This is a genomic window from Methylocystis sp. B8 (assembly GCF_005771425.1).
In the GTDB taxonomy this organism is placed as follows: Bacteria; Pseudomonadota; Alphaproteobacteria; order Rhizobiales; family Beijerinckiaceae; genus Methylocystis.
In genome coordinates this window covers 684,885-702,538 of record NZ_VBTZ01000001.1, presented here as the reverse complement: position 1 = coordinate 702,538, position 17,654 = coordinate 684,885, and the positions used below count along the sequence as shown (strand labels likewise).

The following is a 17,654-nucleotide window of genomic DNA, read 5'->3' as shown; positions in this document are numbered from 1 at the left end:
GTGGAGCGACTGCGCCTAGGAAAGATCGCGGAGCCCTCAGAAGCGAGGCCCGCGGCCGGCTCGTAGATCCATACGGACAGATTACAATTTCTGTGATCGTTTGCGCCTAGCAGAACGGATTCCCGCAATTAGAATCCAGCGTACGATGAGTTTGACGCCGCCGTCGCAGTCGGCGACGCTGGAGCGCTTCGCTGATCTTCTCGGCGCTTCTTGCCGACTGTGATCCCCTTTGGAAGGTTCAGGGGATGCCCCGCCGGCCTCTTATCGGCGACAGCATCTCCAGTGGCTCTGACCGAGAATGACGGCGCGTCTCCTCGGAACGCTATCGCCAGAATGCGCCAAGCCATTTGATCGCCAGTAAACGCGAAATCGCCGTCTTGGCAGTAGTCTGCGGCGAGTTCTGCAACTTTGCGCCATACATCGTGTCCGGCGTCAGGGCAGCCCTCGCCCGCAACTCCGCAAGCCGCCTTTCGGCGATGGCGAGTATCTTCCGGGCTTCTTGCTCCTGCCAAGGGCGTTTCATCATGCGGCCAGTGCCGGCGAGCGACGTCATCCTCACGCAAAGCGCATCGAGGACAGCGGCATCGGAGGATTTGGCGATGTTCGCAATGGCGGCTGCGACGGCGTATTGGCGGCGAGAGATCTCGTGCATGACGGCAATATAGCAGACTGAATCTACAAGCTATAGCGCCGGCGCAGCGCGGGCCGATGGAGAGTCTTTCGCGCTTTCGGCTCGACGCCGCCTTACGCAAAGGACCTCTCCTCGGGCTTCGCGGGACCTTTTAATGCAGGCCGCGACCGCCTATATGGCGCTGGCGCTGAACAACGCGCAGGGCGAGCTATCGCCGCTTGCGTCTCTCGCTTGCGTTTTCCTGCGCGATCTGGCGCGCGGCATGATCACATTCAGGCGAACAACAATGCGCAGCATGGTGGCCAATGAAGCGGCCATGACATTGGCAGCATCGCTTTAGGCGCGCGTGATCGAAGAGTCCGAGCACCTCTTGCACATTATCGTCAAGCCGACCTGTCGAGTCCCTCGTATAGATTCGAACGCTGCCAACATAAATTCCGCCTTCGCGTTCCTCGACCTTCATTCGGGCGTTAAAGATGCCTTCATACATGGCGAGGATTCCATAGGCCTTTCTGCTTCATGCGCGACTGCGCGCCCCTCGGATCAATTGTTCTAAAGGTTGCTCCGCTTGACCATCTGGACGCAATAGGACGCATCCAGCATCGACGGTATCGTTCTCCAGGAGACGATCGATCGACGGCGGCTCAGACTGCGGCTGGTGGCAGTCCTGATCTATATCGCGCCCACATCCTACTGTAGAGAGCTTCCAGCGCGACTGTATAGCGTTTGACGTCGAATAAGGGCGCGCTCAGCCGGTTGCCGGAAAGCCTGAGACGCAGCCCGCTCAGCCTTTCCTTATCCGTCGCAAGAGCGAAGGCCAAGTCGAAGTAATCGTCTTGATCCTCGATGATCAATTCGGGAAGTCCGACGGCGTGCAAGAGGCTGCCGGCGACGCGCGAGGGAAATGTCGCGCCGGGCCGCGTCACGATCGGGACGCCAGCCCAAAGAGCATCGCTCGCGGTCGTATGGGCGCCATAGGGCGCCGTGTCGAGTACGAGGTCGGCGAGTTGGAGACGCCTGAGGTGTTCGCCATGCGGTAGGTCCGGCGCGAAAATCAGCCGCGAACCATCGACGCCGCGCCCCCACGCCTCGTTGCGAAGATTGCCTTCTGCCTCACGGGCCGCAAGAAGCCACAGAACGCTCTCCGGCAGGCTGCGCAGCAGACGACACCAAATGTCGAAAATTGCTGGAGTGAATTTGAAGGTCTGATTGAAACAGCAGAAGACGAATCCTTCTTCCGGCAGACCGGCGACGACGCGATGCGGCGCAAACTCCACAGCATCGTGGCGTCCATGTGGCTGATAGGAATGGGGCAGATAGGCGAAGGATTCCGCATAATCTGCGGCGCTACCGGGCGGCGTGCAAAAAACATCGGTGATGATGTAATCGCACAGCCCCGGGCCCAGCGTGCCGGGATAGCCCAGGAAATTTACCTGTATCGGCGCCGGGCGCAGTGCGAGGATTGACGTTCGCGTCGCCTGAGTGAAGCCTTTGAGGTCGATGAGAATGTCGATCTCTTTCCGATAAATCGCCTTCGCCGCCTCAGCGTCGGAAAGCGGCGTGATGTCATTGAAACTATCGAAGGCGCGAGACAGCCGTGCGCGCATGGCGCCGCCATCGCTGCCGCCATAGGAAAAGGCATGAAGCTCGAAACGCGCGTGGTCCTGCGCTTCGAGAATTTCAACCAGCAGATGCGCGGTCGCATGATTCTGAAAGTCGCTTGAGAGATAGCCGAGCTTTAATTTTGCGGCGCCTTGGCGTGTCGCATTAAAGCGAAAATCGAGCCGCTCGCGCTCCAGAGCGGCCGCCGCCAGCCGCGTGCGCATCCAGATTTCAGAACAGATGCGTTGTTCCGCGGCGGAAAAGCCGGGCTCCGCGAGCAGCACGAAGGGTGGGACAAGCGCCGCGCTCGGTTCCGCTAATCGGGCGCGCACAAAGCTTCGACGGCCGGCGAAATCATCCCATTCGCACATTCGGCGAGCTCGAATGAACGAGCGCATCGCGCCTTTCCGACGGCAAACCGTCTCATGCGCTCGTCTGCAAGCCACGACATGCGGAAAAAAGCGATCGCAGCTTATTTTTATGCAATAGCCGCGCCAAGGAATGGCGCGCCGAAGCGCGTGTCTCTTCGCTGCCCTTGGGCGAAATAGGTGTCAACGGAGATTCGTCGCTCTCGAATGGATCGCATATGCGCGATCTGCCCTTCTTTCGGCCAATCTGGTTTGCGCACCGAACACGCCGGCCCGCACGCATAAGCCACGCGAAAGGCGTCATGCGCAGGTTCGAATTACGCGACGAGCTGAATCCTATCGGCGGAGAACCTGCCGCTGCGACGATCGACGCAAAGCTTCGCTGACGGGTTGGGCTAGCTCAATGCGAAGAGGCTGCTTCGCGCCTGACGGCGTCTTGGCGCGCGGTTCAGATCGCGGGCGCTTCCCCATCTTCCATTTCACCGTCTTCCGCATGTTCCTTCAATAAGTCGGCGTCGACGATCGTCGGCGCGACAGGTGTCGATCGCGCATACGCGGCCCGAGACAACGGTGCGCGCTTCGGCGTCGAACGCACGATCTCGACCACCTGAAAGGCGGCGGCGCACTTGGGGCAGACGATCGGCATGCGATTGAGATCGTAAAAGGGAGCCCCACACGTCAAGCAGCGGCGCTTCGCGCCAAGTTCGGCTTTGGCCATGAGTATCTGTCCTTCGATGTTTGGGCCCGGCAGACTTTCTGTGCAGCCACATGTTATACGTCGGCGCCGGCACGGCTTTCGACGCCAGTGGCGCGCCGGATATTGGCCGTTGGTATTGGCCGTTGCCGCTATGTCGGCTAACCGCGCGTCAGCATAGCCGCTCCGCGCGCGGCGCTTGAAGGCAGTAGGGAAATGATGCGGAAACCCGATAAAGCACTATTTGGGTATCCCGTGGCCAGTACACAAGGCCGCACGACCGCCGCGTCGGCTTTAACTGATGAACACGGCGACGAGCCTGGAGTGAAACTGAATGAGCCGCCGCGGCTGTGAACGTGGGCAAGGGCGCTAACAATCGTCGCTCTGCAAGCCGCCGCCGGCCCACGAGCTCTGAATCACGCCGAGGCAAGCTGGGCAGCCCGAGCGCACAAGGACCCATCTGATGACTGAAGCCGAGAAACTAATCCGAGAAATAGAATCGCTGCGTGAAACTATCCGGCGCGAGTGGTTTAACATCAGGCTGGATACTCTGACGCACGATGATCGAGTTGTCATTCGAGATCATATCGAACGCTGCCACGCCGATCTGAAAATCCTGCTGGACCAGCTATGGAATTTGGCTGACGAAAATTCAAATTAGCCGGCGCTATTGTCCTAGCCGCCATCACGTCGCGTTATCATCGTGCGTCGGAGCGGTTCACTCATTACCTACAATGCGCCAGGCTGCTCAATTTTCCCGCGAGGAGATAATTGAATCTAATTGAGCCATTGCCTTGAGAAGGTAATTGCCGAACGGCAACCCCCCAACAAATTCCTCCGTGCGCTTGGGTTCTTTGCCCCAGACAATTAAAAACCCCGCTAGCGCCAAAAGGAGCAAGGCGAGCAAAAATGATGTGAGCCCGGCAGAAACTGCAATCCCCAGGGCAATTCCCATCTTGGTTCTATGGTTCATTTTTGCTCCTTCTAGGTGTCACGGTCGCAGTCGCTTTGCGCATCGTCGTATTCGCACTCTCTTTGGCCGGATAGATCCGAGCCTCGATTAGGACGAACTGCGTCTGAGGTATGGCAAAAGACCTCACTGCAGCAGCAACATTACGCCGCCCAAAATCATAGCGATCACGATCGATGCGATCGCAAGTCAATGAGCGAGGACGCAATCTGTTCCCAAGCCGGACCCGAAAAAGCGTGAAGCCTCGCTTGCTGATTCGCTCCACATTCACGACTGTTGTTACACTTATGCGTGGCGATCTTGATGCAGTCCAAGGAATTTTCGTAATCACCAAGCAACCTCACGACCCCCGGTATGCGGCGGTAATCGCACAAGCAATCGTTGACACTGTGCACGACCCTTTGCTGGTGCTTGATTGCGATCTTAACGTAGCCGTAGATAGTCGATCTTTTCTCGGTGACTTTAAGGTCGCTTCCGAAAATATCGTCAGGCATTCAGTTTTTGAGATTTCTGGACGGCCGTTTCAATCTTGCACGATTGGCTACGCTGTTAAGCAGAGTCTTGGCGGCTCTCGGCGTCAACTGGCGGTTTAGAATATCGGACAATGGCATCGGACGGCCGGAACAGGGCACTGGGTCTCTTGATGGACTAGGTAGCACGCTCGTTCTAGCAAGGGGAATGCCCGTCTTTGGAGCGAGCCGCGTGCTCAGGCTTTGCGTCGTTATCCAACAGAGGGTGAGCGCGAAAGACAGGGCTGCTTAGCAGCGAGTGCAGCCTATAACTGGAATTGGGTGGATGGCGGCTAAGGCATGCGTGTCCGCGTCAATAAATCCCTAAGAGGTGATCCATGGCCGATATCCAGCTGGCGAAAGTCGAACAGCACCCTGACGGAAGATTGCTCTTCAGCGTTCGCGTTCAGACCAGCGAGGGTAGAGTGGAATTTCCAATCGCGGTGCACGATGAAGGAACCGCGGCCCGGAATGAAATGGCCGTCCTTCGATCTACGCTTCGCTTCGCCGAGGAACTGGCCGAATCCGTCCGGCTGCGCCTCGGATCATGAATTTTCTGGACTGACGAAGGTGTAGAGATTCCTCCCGGCCAAGCAGCCCGACGGGCATGACTAGCTCTTCTTAGAAGGCGATAGCTGATGGCGTCGCTCTTTTTGTCATCAAGAGAATTCACAGTAATATTTCAACCACATAAGTGTTCGCGCCTTTGTCCTGTCCGGCGCGCCACTTCGGAACAAGGCTGGGAACGCCAATTCTCGCCATTTTCCCGCCGGATGCGGCGACGATCGTGCGCAAAGCGCCCCTGCGACCGCGGATCAACGCGCCGACGAATGCTCTATCGAGATCTCGTTCCTTGATTTAGGCGACATGTTAGCGCGCATCGCCTGCGACGAAAGCAAGCGGGACGCTCGACTACTCTTCATCTAAAGTTCTTCAACAGTTCGGTCTAGAGAAACGCTATCGGACCATGCATGAGCCCGATTCGCATCGTTCCTTCCGCGCCTCGCTTGCGGACGTAGAGCTTCGCGCGGCCGACTCTATCTCGGCGAATAGAGCGGGAGTCCGCTCAACAAAGAGGCGGCCGGCGATCTTTGAAAGAGACGCCGCTCTGATAAGGCGGCGTGTCAATGGGATGGAGGTTGGATGCGTCACAATTGCGGCATGCGCTGGACGGGTCATAGAGGCGGCATGCACCACCAAGGGCCACTGATAAAAATGCCGCCATGATCTAGGCAAAAGTTTCACGCATGCACATCTAAAGGCTGCATGTTCTTGCCGGTAAACCGCTAGAGCCTTGAGTGCGATTAGTGGTTCGCTCCCTATGTTTGAAAAAAAAGTAACGGACGCCGGCTGAGGGATGTTCGTTCTAAGGAAGAGGTAAAACAATCATGGAACGTCGTGAATTCATCTCTACGCTTGGCGTTGTCGCGGCTGCTGCGTCTGTGTCTTCAGCGCTCGCCGAAGATAAAAAGCCTGTCGCCCATCATCATCCAGCGCAATATAAGGCGCTGTCGGATGCGGCGGCTAAGTGCGTGCTAGATGGCAACAACTGCCTCCGCCACTGTTTCGGCATGCTGTCCATGGATGATACCAGCATGGCGGCCTGCACGAAGGCGACGTTTGACACTATCGCCGGTTGTGCAGCGCTGGAAAGCCTCTCGTCAGTCAACTCTCCCTTTACGCCCACGATGGCCAAGGCCGTGGCCGCCATTTGTGAGGCCTGCAAGAAAGAGTGCGATAAGTTTCCGGAAGTGGCTGAATGCAACGCCATGGGCGCCGCGTGCAAAACCTGTGCTGAAGAATGCCATAAGATTGCAGCATAGAACTGGTTGATCTGAGTCATAAAAGCGCCCCGCGCCCCAATCCGGCGTCGGGGCGTTTTCTTGTTCCGGGCGCTGGGATCAAGAAGCGAGGCGCGCCAGCTTCAAAAACAAGGCTTCTAATGAACCCGTCGCCGAGGCCGCGATGAGCAACGGCGGCGACACAAATGCTGCGGCCGCTAATCCAGAACCTTGCCACCCGCTTCTTCACAAGCCTGCGCGGTTTCTTTGAACACCCACCCCTGCGCCTTACAGGCGTTCATGCCTTTGCATGCATTCTTTGGAGTATGGCAATCCGATTTGCCTTTGCAGCTGTTCGCGCCAAGGCAATGAACTTTGGCGGTAGTCGCCGCGGCGACCGGGGCAACGGTGCCAGCCAAGACGAGCGACACGGCGGCAACCGCCAGCGCTGAACCGTTGAGTCTATCGTTCTTCATGTCGAGCCTCCCTTGTCATTGGGCAACCCACTGTCCCACTCCCAACAGACGTTATGCACGTGGCCACGTCCCCGAGCGTCACTCCAATCGCGGTGCCCGTGTCGCGCGTGGCCGCCAATATGCTACATTGCGCTATGTCTCTCGTGCTCTTCGTTTTGCGCGATTGCAGGCAATGTTGTGGCGACCAGCGTCGCGGCGATCACTAGCAACATCTTGCCCATTTGATTCTCCCTTCAAGCTTACAAGCCCCCTTTTTGATTGTCTCCATTGGGGCTTTGAAATGTCATGAGTGAATTTAGCGCGGCCCAGAAAGTCAACAATTATCATGACTTACGCAGGCAGAGCGACGCACATCTGGCGCCCGATCGGCCGCCGCTCCGACAGTGAATGAAGCGAGGAAGTGGCGACGACTACTTACCGTCAGGCGCATTGGGAGAACATTACGCCACCAAGCGCGAGTCCGAGGTTAGCTGGTTCGAGGAAAGGGGGAAGCAGAGCAGTTGACCCCGAAGAAAGTGGCTTCGGAAAAGAGGTCCAGCCACGGTGTACTTTCGCGCTTTCTAACGCGCACCGTCATAGCGCGCGAAGCAATATTCGCCCATCTTCGTCGACTGCGGCGCGCCAGCGCAAACTCGATCTTCGAGATCCTTTTCGTAGCTGGCGCTTGAAGTTGCGCTAATCCTTGTTGATGCGCCGCGCGACTTCGCCTTTGAGCCATTTCCATAATTCAATGACGCGCGGCTTCGCCCATTCGAAGACGGCCTTACTCAATCTCCATGCGAGGCGCCCTGCTGCTTTTGCTAATTCGACCGCTCGGTCGAACCACGGCAAAAATCGACTGTCTGGCGGGATTTTTGCTCGCGCCCAGGCGACCCAATCGCTGACGATCTGCGAAACCGCGCGCCACAATACGCTCCACGGGTCTTCAACCGGCGCACGCTCCATGGCATCACGGAAACGGGCAAATTCGGCGGAGATCTCCGCCCTCTTACGGCGCTCTTCATTGAGCTGGCGCGAAAGCTCAGCGATACGCGTGGCCTCCTGCTCCGCGCGATGCTCGCACGCCTCCGCCTTCCTGGCGTTTTCCTGCGCGTCCAGCACATCGGCGGCGATTTCTCGGACCGACTCGTCGACTTGAAACGCCATAGCTTCGTATTGAGAAAGTAGATTGTCACGCTGCTCGGTTACATCGCGCAAGAGCGCGAGTAGTTGTTCGCGCCCCAGTTTCTCGTTCTCAGGTGCGGGGACCTTGGGGATGGAACTGCTGGACAATTTTACCTCCCAGCACTCGTCGCCAGTTGCGCCGCCGGAACTTCCCCGAGGGCGAGCCGCTGCGATCAAAGTCGTTAGGTAATGCGGCTGATCTTGCTGTCCAGCTGTAGCGCGTTGATTTGAATGCGCGAAAGCAGTGGCCAGTAACGTAGTAGGCGCCAGCGCCCTTGCGGTCGCAAAAGATCAATTGCTGGGAAGTAGGGCGAAGAGCGCGATCAGCCCGCGCAACCCGTCCATCGTCTAGGGCCCAGACGTCGCTCATCACGGCGAAAACAGGAGTTCGAATCCCCTTGGGCGCCAATAGCCGCTCCGGAATAAGAATGCCATTTTCGAGCGCCGAATTCTTCCCAAATAAATGGAAGAAGCGTTGCGAATGTTATCTAGCGTATCGCGTGACGTTGTCGGGTGAGCAATCACGTCGACCGCTTCAAAGGCGCATTCATCGCTTCGATGCGGCTGACGCTAAAAATGTTTCGGTAATCTTCATTGGCGCATTTACCGCCCGCGACTTCTCCTATGCCAATCAATACGTCGTGACCAGACGATCCCCGATTTTTCGCGGCCGCAAGGTTCGGAGAATCTGGTCAAGCGTTATCGCATTCGTGTTCAGTAGAGCAGTGTTTCTGCGACAATTTGTCTATAGTAATCTATGTTACTGCGACGATTTGTCCGTATTGGACCCTATTACTGCGACAACATGTCCGTATTTGAGGGGTATTACATGGCAGGATTTCTGCTTTGTGAAATCTCTGACAAAATAATTAGCTTAGATTTCCGCTCCGGAAAGCATCAATTTTCGTAGACTCGACTGGATCGCACTTTCGGATGCAGGACAATGTCCAAAAGAGAGCAATGGAGGAAGAAACGTGGCTAATGTGACATTCTCGTCGCCCGTCCTTGCACGCGACGTCACTGTATACGCCGTCGCCGGAGACCGCGGCACGATCTTGGCAGTGGCTAAAGCCCATAAAATCCCCATTCCGTTCGATTGTCAGGACGGCGAATGCGGCTCCTGCCTCGTCGAGGTCACGCATCTCAGTCGAAACCCCAAATACGGGATTGCGCTGACCGAAAAAGAAAAGGAGATGTTGCGTCAGCTCGGCAAGATTACCAAAGCCGAGATCGAGGACGCCGAAGTCAACGACATGCCGCCGCGCTATCGCTTGGCTTGCCAATGTTTCGTGCGCAACGAGGATATCCTCGTCAAGTTCGAGGGCGATCAAACCTTGCCCGCGCAAGGCCCCCATATCACGCACGCCGCAAAACGATTCACGGGCGGCGTCGAAATCGCCACAGTTGATGAATTCCTGGGATATGCGGTGAAGGTCGAAGAAGACGCCGCGATCCATTTCGACGAACTCGCGTCCATGATGGAGGAATGCGGCAACCAGGAAGTGTCCAGACTGTTTCGGCAGCTCGCCGGCTTTTCGCGCCTGCACCTCGCCGAAGCCAAGAAGCGCGCCGGTTCGATTGACCTTACGACGGTCATCCCGCCTGACTACGTATGGCCCAATCACGCAACTCCGGAGCGCACCGAAATTTGGGCTGCCGACCCATCATTATCGCGATTGGACGGGCTGAAGGCCGCTCTGCAGGGTGAAAGACGAGGCTACGAATTTTACCGGTCTGTGGTCGCCAAAACGAAATCGCCAGAGATCGAGGCGATGGCCAAGGAATTCGTCAAAGAAGAGGCCGAGCATGTAAAGATTCTCGAAGCCTGGATCACGCGCGAAGAGTGGGCCATAAAGAATCCGCCCAGCCACAACGCTTGAGGGAGCCTTATCGGCCCGAGATTGGCGGGCGGGCGGGCGTCACGTTCGCTTGACTTGCGAAATCAACAGCGGGGGTTGGGTATGGAATCGGTCGAGGAATTTCTCGCTTATGCGATCAACCTCGAACTCGAAGCAGCAATCCGTTATGGACTATTGGCCGACGCCATGGAGTCATGCGGCAATCGCGAGGTAGCTGAACTATTTCGTCGATTGGCGGATTATTCGAGACTGCATTTAGCGGACGCGCGCGCCCGAGGCGGCTTCCGCGAAATACCCAAGATGAAACCAGGCGATTTTGTTTGGCCTGGATTGGAAAGCCCGGAAACGGCGGCCATCTGGGCCGCCGATCCGGCTATTGGACGGGAACAGGCGCTCGAGATCGCTCTCGCCGCCGAAACTGCTGGTTTCGAATATTACAAGCACGTGCTCGACGCCACATCCGACCCCGAAGTAAAGACGCTCGCTCGTGAATTTGTCGCTGAGGAGCAGGCTCACGTCGCTGAACTCAAAAAATGGATTGTCGCGAATAAAGTTGGGCAAAAGCCGACGGTCAATCGTTGAGCTCTTTGCTTGCACATGTCTCCATCTATGTATGGGTAGCGGTCTCATACGATGGCCGCCTCACAATCTAAATATTCGTTACCCAATCTAAGCTGTGCGCACGCGAGACGCCCTAGGACGATGAATGGCTGAGACGTTAGAGGGGGATAGCGAAATATCTGAAGAGAGTATGCTATTTATTGTGTCTCACATTCTAGCAGTTGGAAAAATTTCTTACGAAGAAGACTTCGCTAATCAAAAAATTATTGGGAAGGTCATTCACCGTATTATAAAGCTTCCTAATGCGTCTCCAAAACTATTGAGATGCCTTTCGGATTGCGCTGAATATATGAAAATTAAAGGTCACGAAGGTCATTTCGCTGCGGCAAAAATTTACGCGGAAAGTCAACGTCGCTCGAAACAGTCAAAGCTGAGCAGTTAACCTGCTTTATTCTGGAAGCGGCGCGCCAGTCCGGGCTAGAGTAAGCCGGTTCTCTACAATCGGAGAATTCCGCAATGCGACGCGCGCTTATTCATGAGTCGCGCGCGCCCTGGAGCCGGAAGTCGAAGGCTGCGTTCCTTCAAGAGCGTCTTCATGAAATTCGCCAATCAGGCTCATTGCCCGGCGTAGGTGCCCGTCTGCGCGATCGAGCGCGGCCTGCGCCTCGTCGCAGCCATATCCCTGGAGAAGAAGAAAGGCGAGCTTAACGCTTCCCCCTGCCCTGCACAGCGCCTCTTGCACATCTTCGTGACATCGGCCGCTCAGGCGCGACAATATTCTTTCGCTTCTGCGGACGAGTTTCTTGTTTGACGCCTGCACATCCACCATCAAGCCGTCATACACGCGTCCGAGCGCGATCATGACAAGAGAGGATAACAGAAGGAGGGTGATCCGCTGGGCCGTCCCCGCTTTCATGCGCGTCGAACCGGCGATCGCTTCGGGGCCCGTATCAAGAAATATCGCGTGATCGGCTTCCTTAAGGAGCGGCGTGTCTCGATTGTTGGCGACGCCGATTGCAAGAGCGCCCGCTTCTTTTGCCGCGCGCAAACACGCGACGGTGAACGGCGTGGTGCCGCTCGCCGCCACCGCGATAGCGACGTCCGCCGGACCGATAGCATTGCGCCGCGCAAGCTCTACTGCCTGCGCCTCCTGATCCTCGGCGCCCTCGACGGCTTGAAGAAGCGCGTTTTTCCCGCCGGCCATGAGCAGCAGGAGCCGCTCCTCTGGCCAACCGAATGTCGGCATGAGTTCTGCGCCGTCCTGGACGGCCAGGCGGCCGGACGTTCCGGCCCCCATGTAAACGAGCCTCCCGCCGCGCTTTAGCCGCCGCTCTATCGCAAGCCCTGCGCTTTCAATGGCGGGATGGGCCGCCCGCACGGCCGCGACGGCGGCGAACTGCCCTTCAATCATCGCTTCCAAGATCTCCGCCGGCTCCCAGAGGTCGATGTTGCAATAACGAGGGCTCGGGCGTTCAGTTTCCATCGGCGTCATTCACCGCGATCGCGAGGTTTTTGGGATATGCCCACCTATGAAGCAGATTCAAGAGAGTGACCGAGGGGCGGAACTAAAAGCTTGGCCCAGGCGCATCCTGGCGTTCTCGAAACAAGCTTCTTCGAACTCGCTCTTTCACGTTCGCTTCGCTTGGAATCTTATGCGATTATTGAAAAATGGCTAGCGCTAACAATGCAATGTAATGAGCATCGACAACTTCCAAATGACCGCCGAGCTGCGAACCGCTCCAGAGGTCGTGAGGCGGCAGGAGCAGCAGCCTCTAACGGACGTCCTCTCCGCGCTTGTCGCGCGGCTACGGCGCAAGCCGCCGCAAGTCGTCGTCACCTGCGCGCGTGGCAGTTCCGCGCATGCCGCGACCTTCGGCAAACATTTGATCGAGCGATACCTTGGTATTGTCGTCGCCCCGATGGCTCCGAGCATTACGACAATCTACCATCAGCGTCTTAATCTCAACGGCCAGTTCTTCTTGGCCATTTCGCAGTCCGGGAGAAGCGGCGATCTTATCGAGCAAGCCGTCGCGGCGCGGGCATCCGGCGCCGTCACCGCCTGCATTACAAATGACGCCGCGAGCGAGCTTGCGCAGAGCTGTGAGTTTGTCCTGCCGATGGAGGCCGGGCCGGAGCTCAGTATTCCGGCCACCAAAACTTTCGTGGCGTCCCTCTCGATTTTAGCGCGCCTTACCGCGCTATGGGCGGAACATGAGGCGCTTGCCGGCGCTTTACGGCGTCTGCCAGACCGTCTCGCCGCCGCGAGCGAACTCGATTGGAGCAATTTGATTGGCGTTCTCAACCGAGCGGAGAGTCTGATCACTATTGGGCGAGGCCCCACGCTCGCCATCGCGAGGGAGGCGGCGCTGAAATTGAAGGAGACTTCGCGTCTCCATGCCGAAGCGTTTTCTGCGGCGGAATTTCAGCATGGACCGATCGCCCTGGTCTCTTCGGATTATCCGATCTTGATATTCACGCCAACCGACGCCGCAGCCGCGGGCACGAACCAGTTGGCTCATGATCTGATAACGAAGGGAGCGGCTTTGTTCGCCACGGGTTCGAACATTGCGCCGCACGGTCAACTCGAGACGCTCGCCGCCGATCAGCCGGAAACCGATGCGATCTGCCAGATCCAAAGCTTCTATGCGATGGTCGTCCGACTGGCGGCGGCACGAGGCGTCAACGTAGACGAGCCCCGTCACTTGAAAAAAATCACCCGCACGCGATGAGCGAATCTAGATTGCACGCCATCGTCGCGGATTTCGTTTTCGACGGCGCGATAGTTCATCGAGACGCCGCCATCCTCATCAATGATTCGCAGATCGCGGCAGTCACGCCGCGCGACGAACTATCTGAATCCGTCGAGGTTTTCCAAGCGCCGAAGGGCGCCTGGCTTGCGCCGGGCTTTATCGACGTACAAGTCAATGGCGGAGGCGACGCGTTATTCAATGCTGATCCGACGCCCGACGGCCTCGCGAGAATTGTCGCCGCACATCGAAGGTTCGGCACAACGGCGCTTTTGCCGACGCTGATCACCGACACTGATGAGATCATGGTTGCGGCGCTGAACGCCATCGAGACGATGCTGCCAGAGGAGCCCGGCATTCTCGGCATCCATCTCGAAGGCCCCTTCTTGTCGCCTGAGAAGCCCGGAGTGCATCGCCGCGACCTCATTCGGCGCCCCGAACCGCATCACCTTCAAATGCTCGCCTCTTTCAAGAAAGGCGTGTTGCTCGTCACCTTAGCGCCGGAAGTCGCGCCTGCGGGCTTCATCGCGAAACTCGTTGCGGCGGGCGCCAAGATTTCGCTCGGCCATTCGATGGCCACTTATGAGCAGACACGCGCCGCGATGGCGGAGGGGCTGACTGGCTTCACGCATTTATTTAACGCCATGCGACCTCTCACGGCCCGCGACCCTGGACCGATTGCAGCAGCGCTTGAATCGGCAAACGCCTATTATGGAATCATCGTCGATGGTGAACATGTCGCCCCAGCGACTCTGGGTCTTGCCATCCGCGGCGCCGGCCATCCGATGCTTGTCACCGACGCCATGCCGCCTGTTGGCGGATCGAAGCAAGAATTCATGCTCCAGGGCGAAGAGATCACGGTTGGCGACGGACGTTGCGTTACGCCGGACGGCGTCCTCGCAGGATCGTCGCTCGACATGGCGACTGCCGTTGAAAACTGCGTTCGGCTTTTGGGGCTGCCGTTAGAGCGCGCCTTACGTTTTGCCTCTCGCGAACCGGCCGACTTCTTAGGCGTCGGCCATTTCCTTGGCCGACTCGCGCCAGGCTATCGCGCCGACATCGTCGCGTTGAATCCGACTGATCTGTCGATTGTCGCGACCTGGGTCGCTGGAAAGAAATCCTGACGATGGCGCGAGAACGCAGACGCGCTCACCAGCGCGTCTAAAGGCGTTCGAGCTACGCGCCAGCCCGCAGTTGCGCGACGCGCAGCGGCACCGGCGGATGCGAGAAATAGAAAGTGGCGTAAAGCGGATCGGGGGTCAGCGTCGCGAGGTTGTCGCGCGTGAGCCGCGTCAACGCGGAAATCATCGGCTCTTCGCCAACGAGATCGCGCGCGAAGGCGTCGGCCTCAAATTCAGCGCGACGCGAACGCCACGCGAGCAACGGCGTTAGGACATGCGAGATCGGGTCGCGCGCAAGCAGCAGCGCGACAAGAACGACGCCCGGATCGTTCGGCAGACCGAACCAGCCGGCGAACATGTCGGAGCCGAAGGCCCACCACAGCACGGCAAAGCCAACAAAAGCGATCGCGGCGCCTTGTAACAACATTTGCCGCACATGGCCGAATTTGAAGTGGCCGAGCTCATGCGCGAGAATCGACTCGATCTCGTCCGGCGAATGTTTCGCGAGCAGCGTATCGAAGAAGACGATGCGCTTGGCTTTGCCGAATCCGCTGAAATAAGCATTGCCATGCGTGGAGCGCGTCGACGCGTCCATCACATAGAGGCCTTTCGTCTCGAAGCCGCATCTGGCGAGCAGCGCCTCCATGCGCCGCTTCATGTCGCCCTCTTCGAGCGGCGTAAATTTATTAAAGAGCGGCGCGATGACAGTCGGATAGATCACGGTCATGGCGATCGCAATCGCGATGAAGGCGATATAGGCGAAAAGCCACCATGTGTCGGGCGCGGCGCGCAACAGCCAGAACATGCCGAAGAGCAAAGGCGTTGAGATAGCAAGCTCCAAGGCGCCGGACTTCGCTTGATCGAGGAGAAATTTTGCCGGCGTCAGGCGGTTGAATCCAAACCGCTCCTCAAGCCAAAAGGCGCGCGCCGCGGCAAAGGGCATGTCGATCAAACTGGCGATCACGCCGAAGACGAGAACGAAAAGAACGCTGCGCACGAGCCCCGGTTCAACAAAGGCGGCGATCGCCGCATAGAGCGGCGCAAGTCCCAACGCCAGCCACAAAATCGAAATCGCGGCGTCGAAAATTGTTTCGACAATCGAGAACTCCGTTTTCGCCATCGTATATTCGGCGGCGCGACGATGATCGCTAAGCGTCACTTCGCGCGCGAAATCCGGCGGCACTTGATCGCGGTTGGCTTTAACCATCGCCATCTGTCGGAGCCGCAGATAAACGCCCAAACCGGCCGAAGCGGCTATCGCCAGACAAATCACTAGGCCAATTGCGCTCATTCTTCGCTCCCAAAATTCTCTTGCGGCAATATAGGAGAGCGCGGTCTCCTTTGCGAGAGAGCGCCTTATCTGAACGAGAGTCGCGTCGAGGATGCGTGGCTTACCTGATTGGCTGATTATTCCGCTGCGATTAGGTCGTCGGCGTCGACGCCCTCTTCCAGCAAAAAGGCGTCAGCTCCCGCGCCGGCGAGTTCGGCGCGCAAGTTCTCGGCTTCGGCGCCGCCGATGACGAAGGCGAGATCAATGATGGGCGCCAAGCGACGCGCGGTCTCCGACGATCCGGCGACGACGAGAAAATCATAAGCGTGAGCGAGAGCGTTGATCGCCGATTCGAGTTCGTCTTGGCTTTCGCTGGCGTCTCCGCTTTCTTCGCTATCGCCAACGCCTCCTGGAACGACATGCAAGCAAGATCCGGCGTCGCGGTAAATCGCGTCGGAATAGGAGATCTCTCCAATTAGAAGGTCGGCTAGGCCTTTGGATGCGCCGTCGGGGGACGCCAAGGCGTCAATGCGCGTCAAACCGCGATCGGCTGCGATCAGCAACGCGCGGCCGCGACGCGCGAGATTTCGGCCGAGCGCGATCGCCGCATCCTGCGATTTGTGATTTGCGTCGCACGGCGCGACCAACACTTTCACGCACGCGACGCGGGTCAGACAAGTTATCTCCTTCGCGCTGTCGGGTGATCGGACCGACGCTATTGCATCGCCGACGTCTTCCTGCGAAGTCGCTTCAAACTTCAATTGCCGCGTCTGCGCGGGAGCGATGTTTCTGGAAGCGCCGCTGAGGAGTTCCCTGGAAACGATCGCTCCGATTGCGAGAATGAAGGCCACAAGCGTCGCAAGACCGATAATCACTGTCTCTCGTGGCAACGCGGGAAATAGCCGCGCTGTGACGCGCTGAACGATGCCGGCGGCGGAGGGCGCCTGACGTTCGCGCACAAACGCCGACTGATCTTTTGCTGTCTCCGTCTCCAACTGCTCCTTCACCAGTCTCGCCGCGCGTTCGAGCTTGCGCAGATGCGCTTCTTGCGCGCTTGCGTCGCCAGCGATGCGGCTGTTCTCTTCGATTACACGCTGCAGGTCATTGACTCGCGCGCTGGCCAGGCGCGCCTCGTTTTCATAGACGCGGGCGTCGCGCTCAGCGGCTATACGCCATTCCGCATCAACATCGGCAAGCTGCGCTTGCAACTTCTTGATGCGTGGATGCTTCCACAGGAATGTGCGCGATTCTCGCCCAAGCTGCGCTTGAAGCGCGATGCGTCGTCCTTCGATGCGCCGCATCGTCTCACTCTTCGCGATGTCCGGAACCTCATTGGCTCGTCCCTGACGCAACGCGTTTTTCAGCAGGCTCGCCTTTCCATGCGCATCCGCCTGCGCAGCGCGCGCCGAAGATAACTGGTTGTTGAGTTCGCCAAGTTCGCCAGTTTGCTGTGCGGCAATGGCGGCGGCGTTCGACCGGGCGCGACGCTCTTTGATTCGCGCCTCCGCCTCGGCGACTTGCGCTTTTAAATCGGCGACGAGTCCTTCGTCAGCGCGGATAGGAGGCGTCCCTGATTTTTCAGCGGAGGGCGGCGCGTCGACGAAATAGCCCGGCCCAAGGATTTCGATGAAAAGCAGGGCGCCGACGAAGGCCAGGAGCGTGGGTCCGATAATCCGCCAGCATCTCCTGACGCGATCGATTCCCGGGCGATCCGCGCCCTCGCCATTCGCTGCATCGCCGGACGGCATTACCTGCTCCAAGTTCAGCAAAGACCATCGCAAATTCATGGTTTAAGCGAAGTTAACCGGCGCCCGCGCATAGGTGAACGTTTGTTAACCATACAGCACTAAAAAGGCCCGGTCGCGCGGCGACGATTGATCGAAGTTTAAGAAAGCAGTCGG

General features: G+C 58.0%; 17 protein-coding genes. 8 read left to right on the top strand and 9 right to left on the bottom strand.

The features are described from left to right. Positions 1–322: 322 nt before the first annotated feature. On the bottom strand, positions 323–652 hold the full coding sequence (locus FEV16_RS03320; protein WP_138166151.1) for a hypothetical protein: 330 nt from the start codon (positions 650–652) through the stop codon (positions 323–325). A 154-nt stretch (positions 653–806) separates the two neighbouring features. Between FEV16_RS03320 and FEV16_RS16780 the strand changes: the two genes are divergently transcribed. Further along, the gene (locus tag FEV16_RS16780; RefSeq protein WP_171015118.1) at positions 807–971 is read left to right on the top strand and encodes a hypothetical protein; all 165 of its coding nucleotides are present in this window, start codon (positions 807–809) and stop codon (positions 969–971) included. A 304-nt stretch (positions 972–1,275) separates the two neighbouring features. Here the strand turns inward: FEV16_RS16780 and FEV16_RS03315 are convergent, their stop codons facing one another. Together FEV16_RS03315 and FEV16_RS03310 are read right to left on the bottom strand one after the other, a co-directional pair. Then, positions 1,276–2,604, bottom strand: coding sequence for a UDP-N-acetylglucosamine-peptide N-acetylglucosaminyltransferase (locus tag FEV16_RS03315; RefSeq protein WP_138166150.1), 1,329 nt, complete (start codon positions 2,602–2,604; stop codon positions 1,276–1,278). 445 nt (positions 2,605–3,049) lie between these two features. After that, complete coding sequence (locus FEV16_RS03310) at positions 3,050–3,319, bottom strand: TIGR02300 family protein (protein ID WP_138166149.1); 270 nt, start codon at positions 3,317–3,319, stop codon at positions 3,050–3,052. A gap of 439 nt (positions 3,320–3,758) precedes the next feature. On the opposite strand from FEV16_RS03310, the gene FEV16_RS03305 reads away from it, so the two are divergent. Then, positions 3,759–3,956, top strand: coding sequence for a hypothetical protein (locus tag FEV16_RS03305; RefSeq protein WP_138166148.1), 198 nt, complete (start codon positions 3,759–3,761; stop codon positions 3,954–3,956). Positions 3,957–4,043: 87 nt separating this feature from the next. Here FEV16_RS03305 and FEV16_RS03300 read toward each other — a convergent pair whose 3' ends face one another. Beyond that, positions 4,044–4,268: a hypothetical protein gene (locus tag FEV16_RS03300; protein WP_016921284.1), complete on the bottom strand. Its 225-nt coding sequence runs from the start codon at positions 4,266–4,268 to the stop codon at positions 4,044–4,046. A gap of 1,894 nt (positions 4,269–6,162) precedes the next feature. Here FEV16_RS03300 and FEV16_RS03295 point away from each other — a divergent pair. After that, positions 6,163–6,597, top strand: coding sequence for a four-helix bundle copper-binding protein (locus tag FEV16_RS03295; protein WP_138166147.1), 435 nt, complete (start codon positions 6,163–6,165; stop codon positions 6,595–6,597). A 176-nt stretch (positions 6,598–6,773) separates the two neighbouring features. Here FEV16_RS03295 and FEV16_RS03290 read toward each other — a convergent pair whose 3' ends face one another. Together FEV16_RS03290 and FEV16_RS03285 are read right to left on the bottom strand one after the other, a co-directional pair. Then, positions 6,774–7,031: a hypothetical protein gene (locus FEV16_RS03290; RefSeq protein WP_138166146.1), complete on the bottom strand. Its 258-nt coding sequence runs from the start codon at positions 7,029–7,031 to the stop codon at positions 6,774–6,776. A gap of 675 nt (positions 7,032–7,706) precedes the next feature. Further along, positions 7,707–8,303 carry a hypothetical protein gene (locus FEV16_RS03285; protein WP_138166145.1) on the bottom strand — a complete coding sequence of 199 codons (597 nt, stop codon included), beginning with the start codon at positions 8,301–8,303 and terminating at the stop codon, positions 7,707–7,709. Between the two features lie 866 nt (positions 8,304–9,169). On the opposite strand from FEV16_RS03285, the gene FEV16_RS03280 reads away from it, so the two are divergent. From FEV16_RS03280 to FEV16_RS03270, 3 genes are all read left to right on the top strand, one after another. Continuing rightward, positions 9,170–10,075, top strand: coding sequence for a 2Fe-2S iron-sulfur cluster-binding protein (locus FEV16_RS03280; RefSeq protein ID WP_138166144.1), 906 nt, complete (start codon positions 9,170–9,172; stop codon positions 10,073–10,075). An 81-nt stretch (positions 10,076–10,156) separates the two neighbouring features. Continuing rightward, positions 10,157–10,636, top strand: coding sequence for a ferritin family protein (locus FEV16_RS03275; protein WP_138166143.1), 480 nt, complete (start codon positions 10,157–10,159; stop codon positions 10,634–10,636). 124 nt (positions 10,637–10,760) lie between these two features. After that, on the top strand, positions 10,761–11,057 hold the full coding sequence (locus FEV16_RS03270; protein WP_138166142.1) for a hypothetical protein: 297 nt from the start codon (positions 10,761–10,763) through the stop codon (positions 11,055–11,057). A gap of 87 nt (positions 11,058–11,144) precedes the next feature. Here FEV16_RS03270 and FEV16_RS03265 read toward each other — a convergent pair whose 3' ends face one another. Continuing rightward, positions 11,145–12,098, bottom strand: coding sequence for an N-acetylmuramic acid 6-phosphate etherase (locus FEV16_RS03265; RefSeq protein ID WP_138166466.1), 954 nt, complete (start codon positions 12,096–12,098; stop codon positions 11,145–11,147). A 211-nt stretch (positions 12,099–12,309) separates the two neighbouring features. Between FEV16_RS03265 and FEV16_RS03260 the strand changes: the two genes are divergently transcribed. Both FEV16_RS03260 and nagA read left to right on the top strand, forming a co-directional pair. Continuing rightward, positions 12,310–13,344 carry an SIS domain-containing protein gene (locus FEV16_RS03260; protein WP_138166141.1) on the top strand — a complete coding sequence of 345 codons (1,035 nt, stop codon included), beginning with the start codon at positions 12,310–12,312 and terminating at the stop codon, positions 13,342–13,344. After that, positions 13,341–14,486, top strand: coding sequence for an N-acetylglucosamine-6-phosphate deacetylase (nagA, locus tag FEV16_RS03255; RefSeq protein WP_138166140.1), 1,146 nt, complete (start codon positions 13,341–13,343; stop codon positions 14,484–14,486). The genes FEV16_RS03260 and nagA overlap by 4 nt, the downstream gene beginning before the upstream one ends. A 52-nt stretch (positions 14,487–14,538) precedes the next feature. On the opposite strand, the gene FEV16_RS03250 is transcribed toward nagA, so the two are convergent. Both FEV16_RS03250 and FEV16_RS03245 read right to left on the bottom strand, forming a co-directional pair. Beyond that, positions 14,539–15,774 (bottom strand): M48 family metallopeptidase, encoded by a 1,236-nt coding sequence (locus tag FEV16_RS03250; protein WP_138166139.1) that lies wholly within the window; start codon positions 15,772–15,774, stop codon positions 14,539–14,541. A gap of 116 nt (positions 15,775–15,890) precedes the next feature. Beyond that, complete coding sequence (locus tag FEV16_RS03245) at positions 15,891–17,501, bottom strand: hypothetical protein (RefSeq protein ID WP_138166138.1); 1,611 nt, start codon at positions 17,499–17,501, stop codon at positions 15,891–15,893. Positions 17,502–17,654 lie beyond the last annotated feature (153 nt).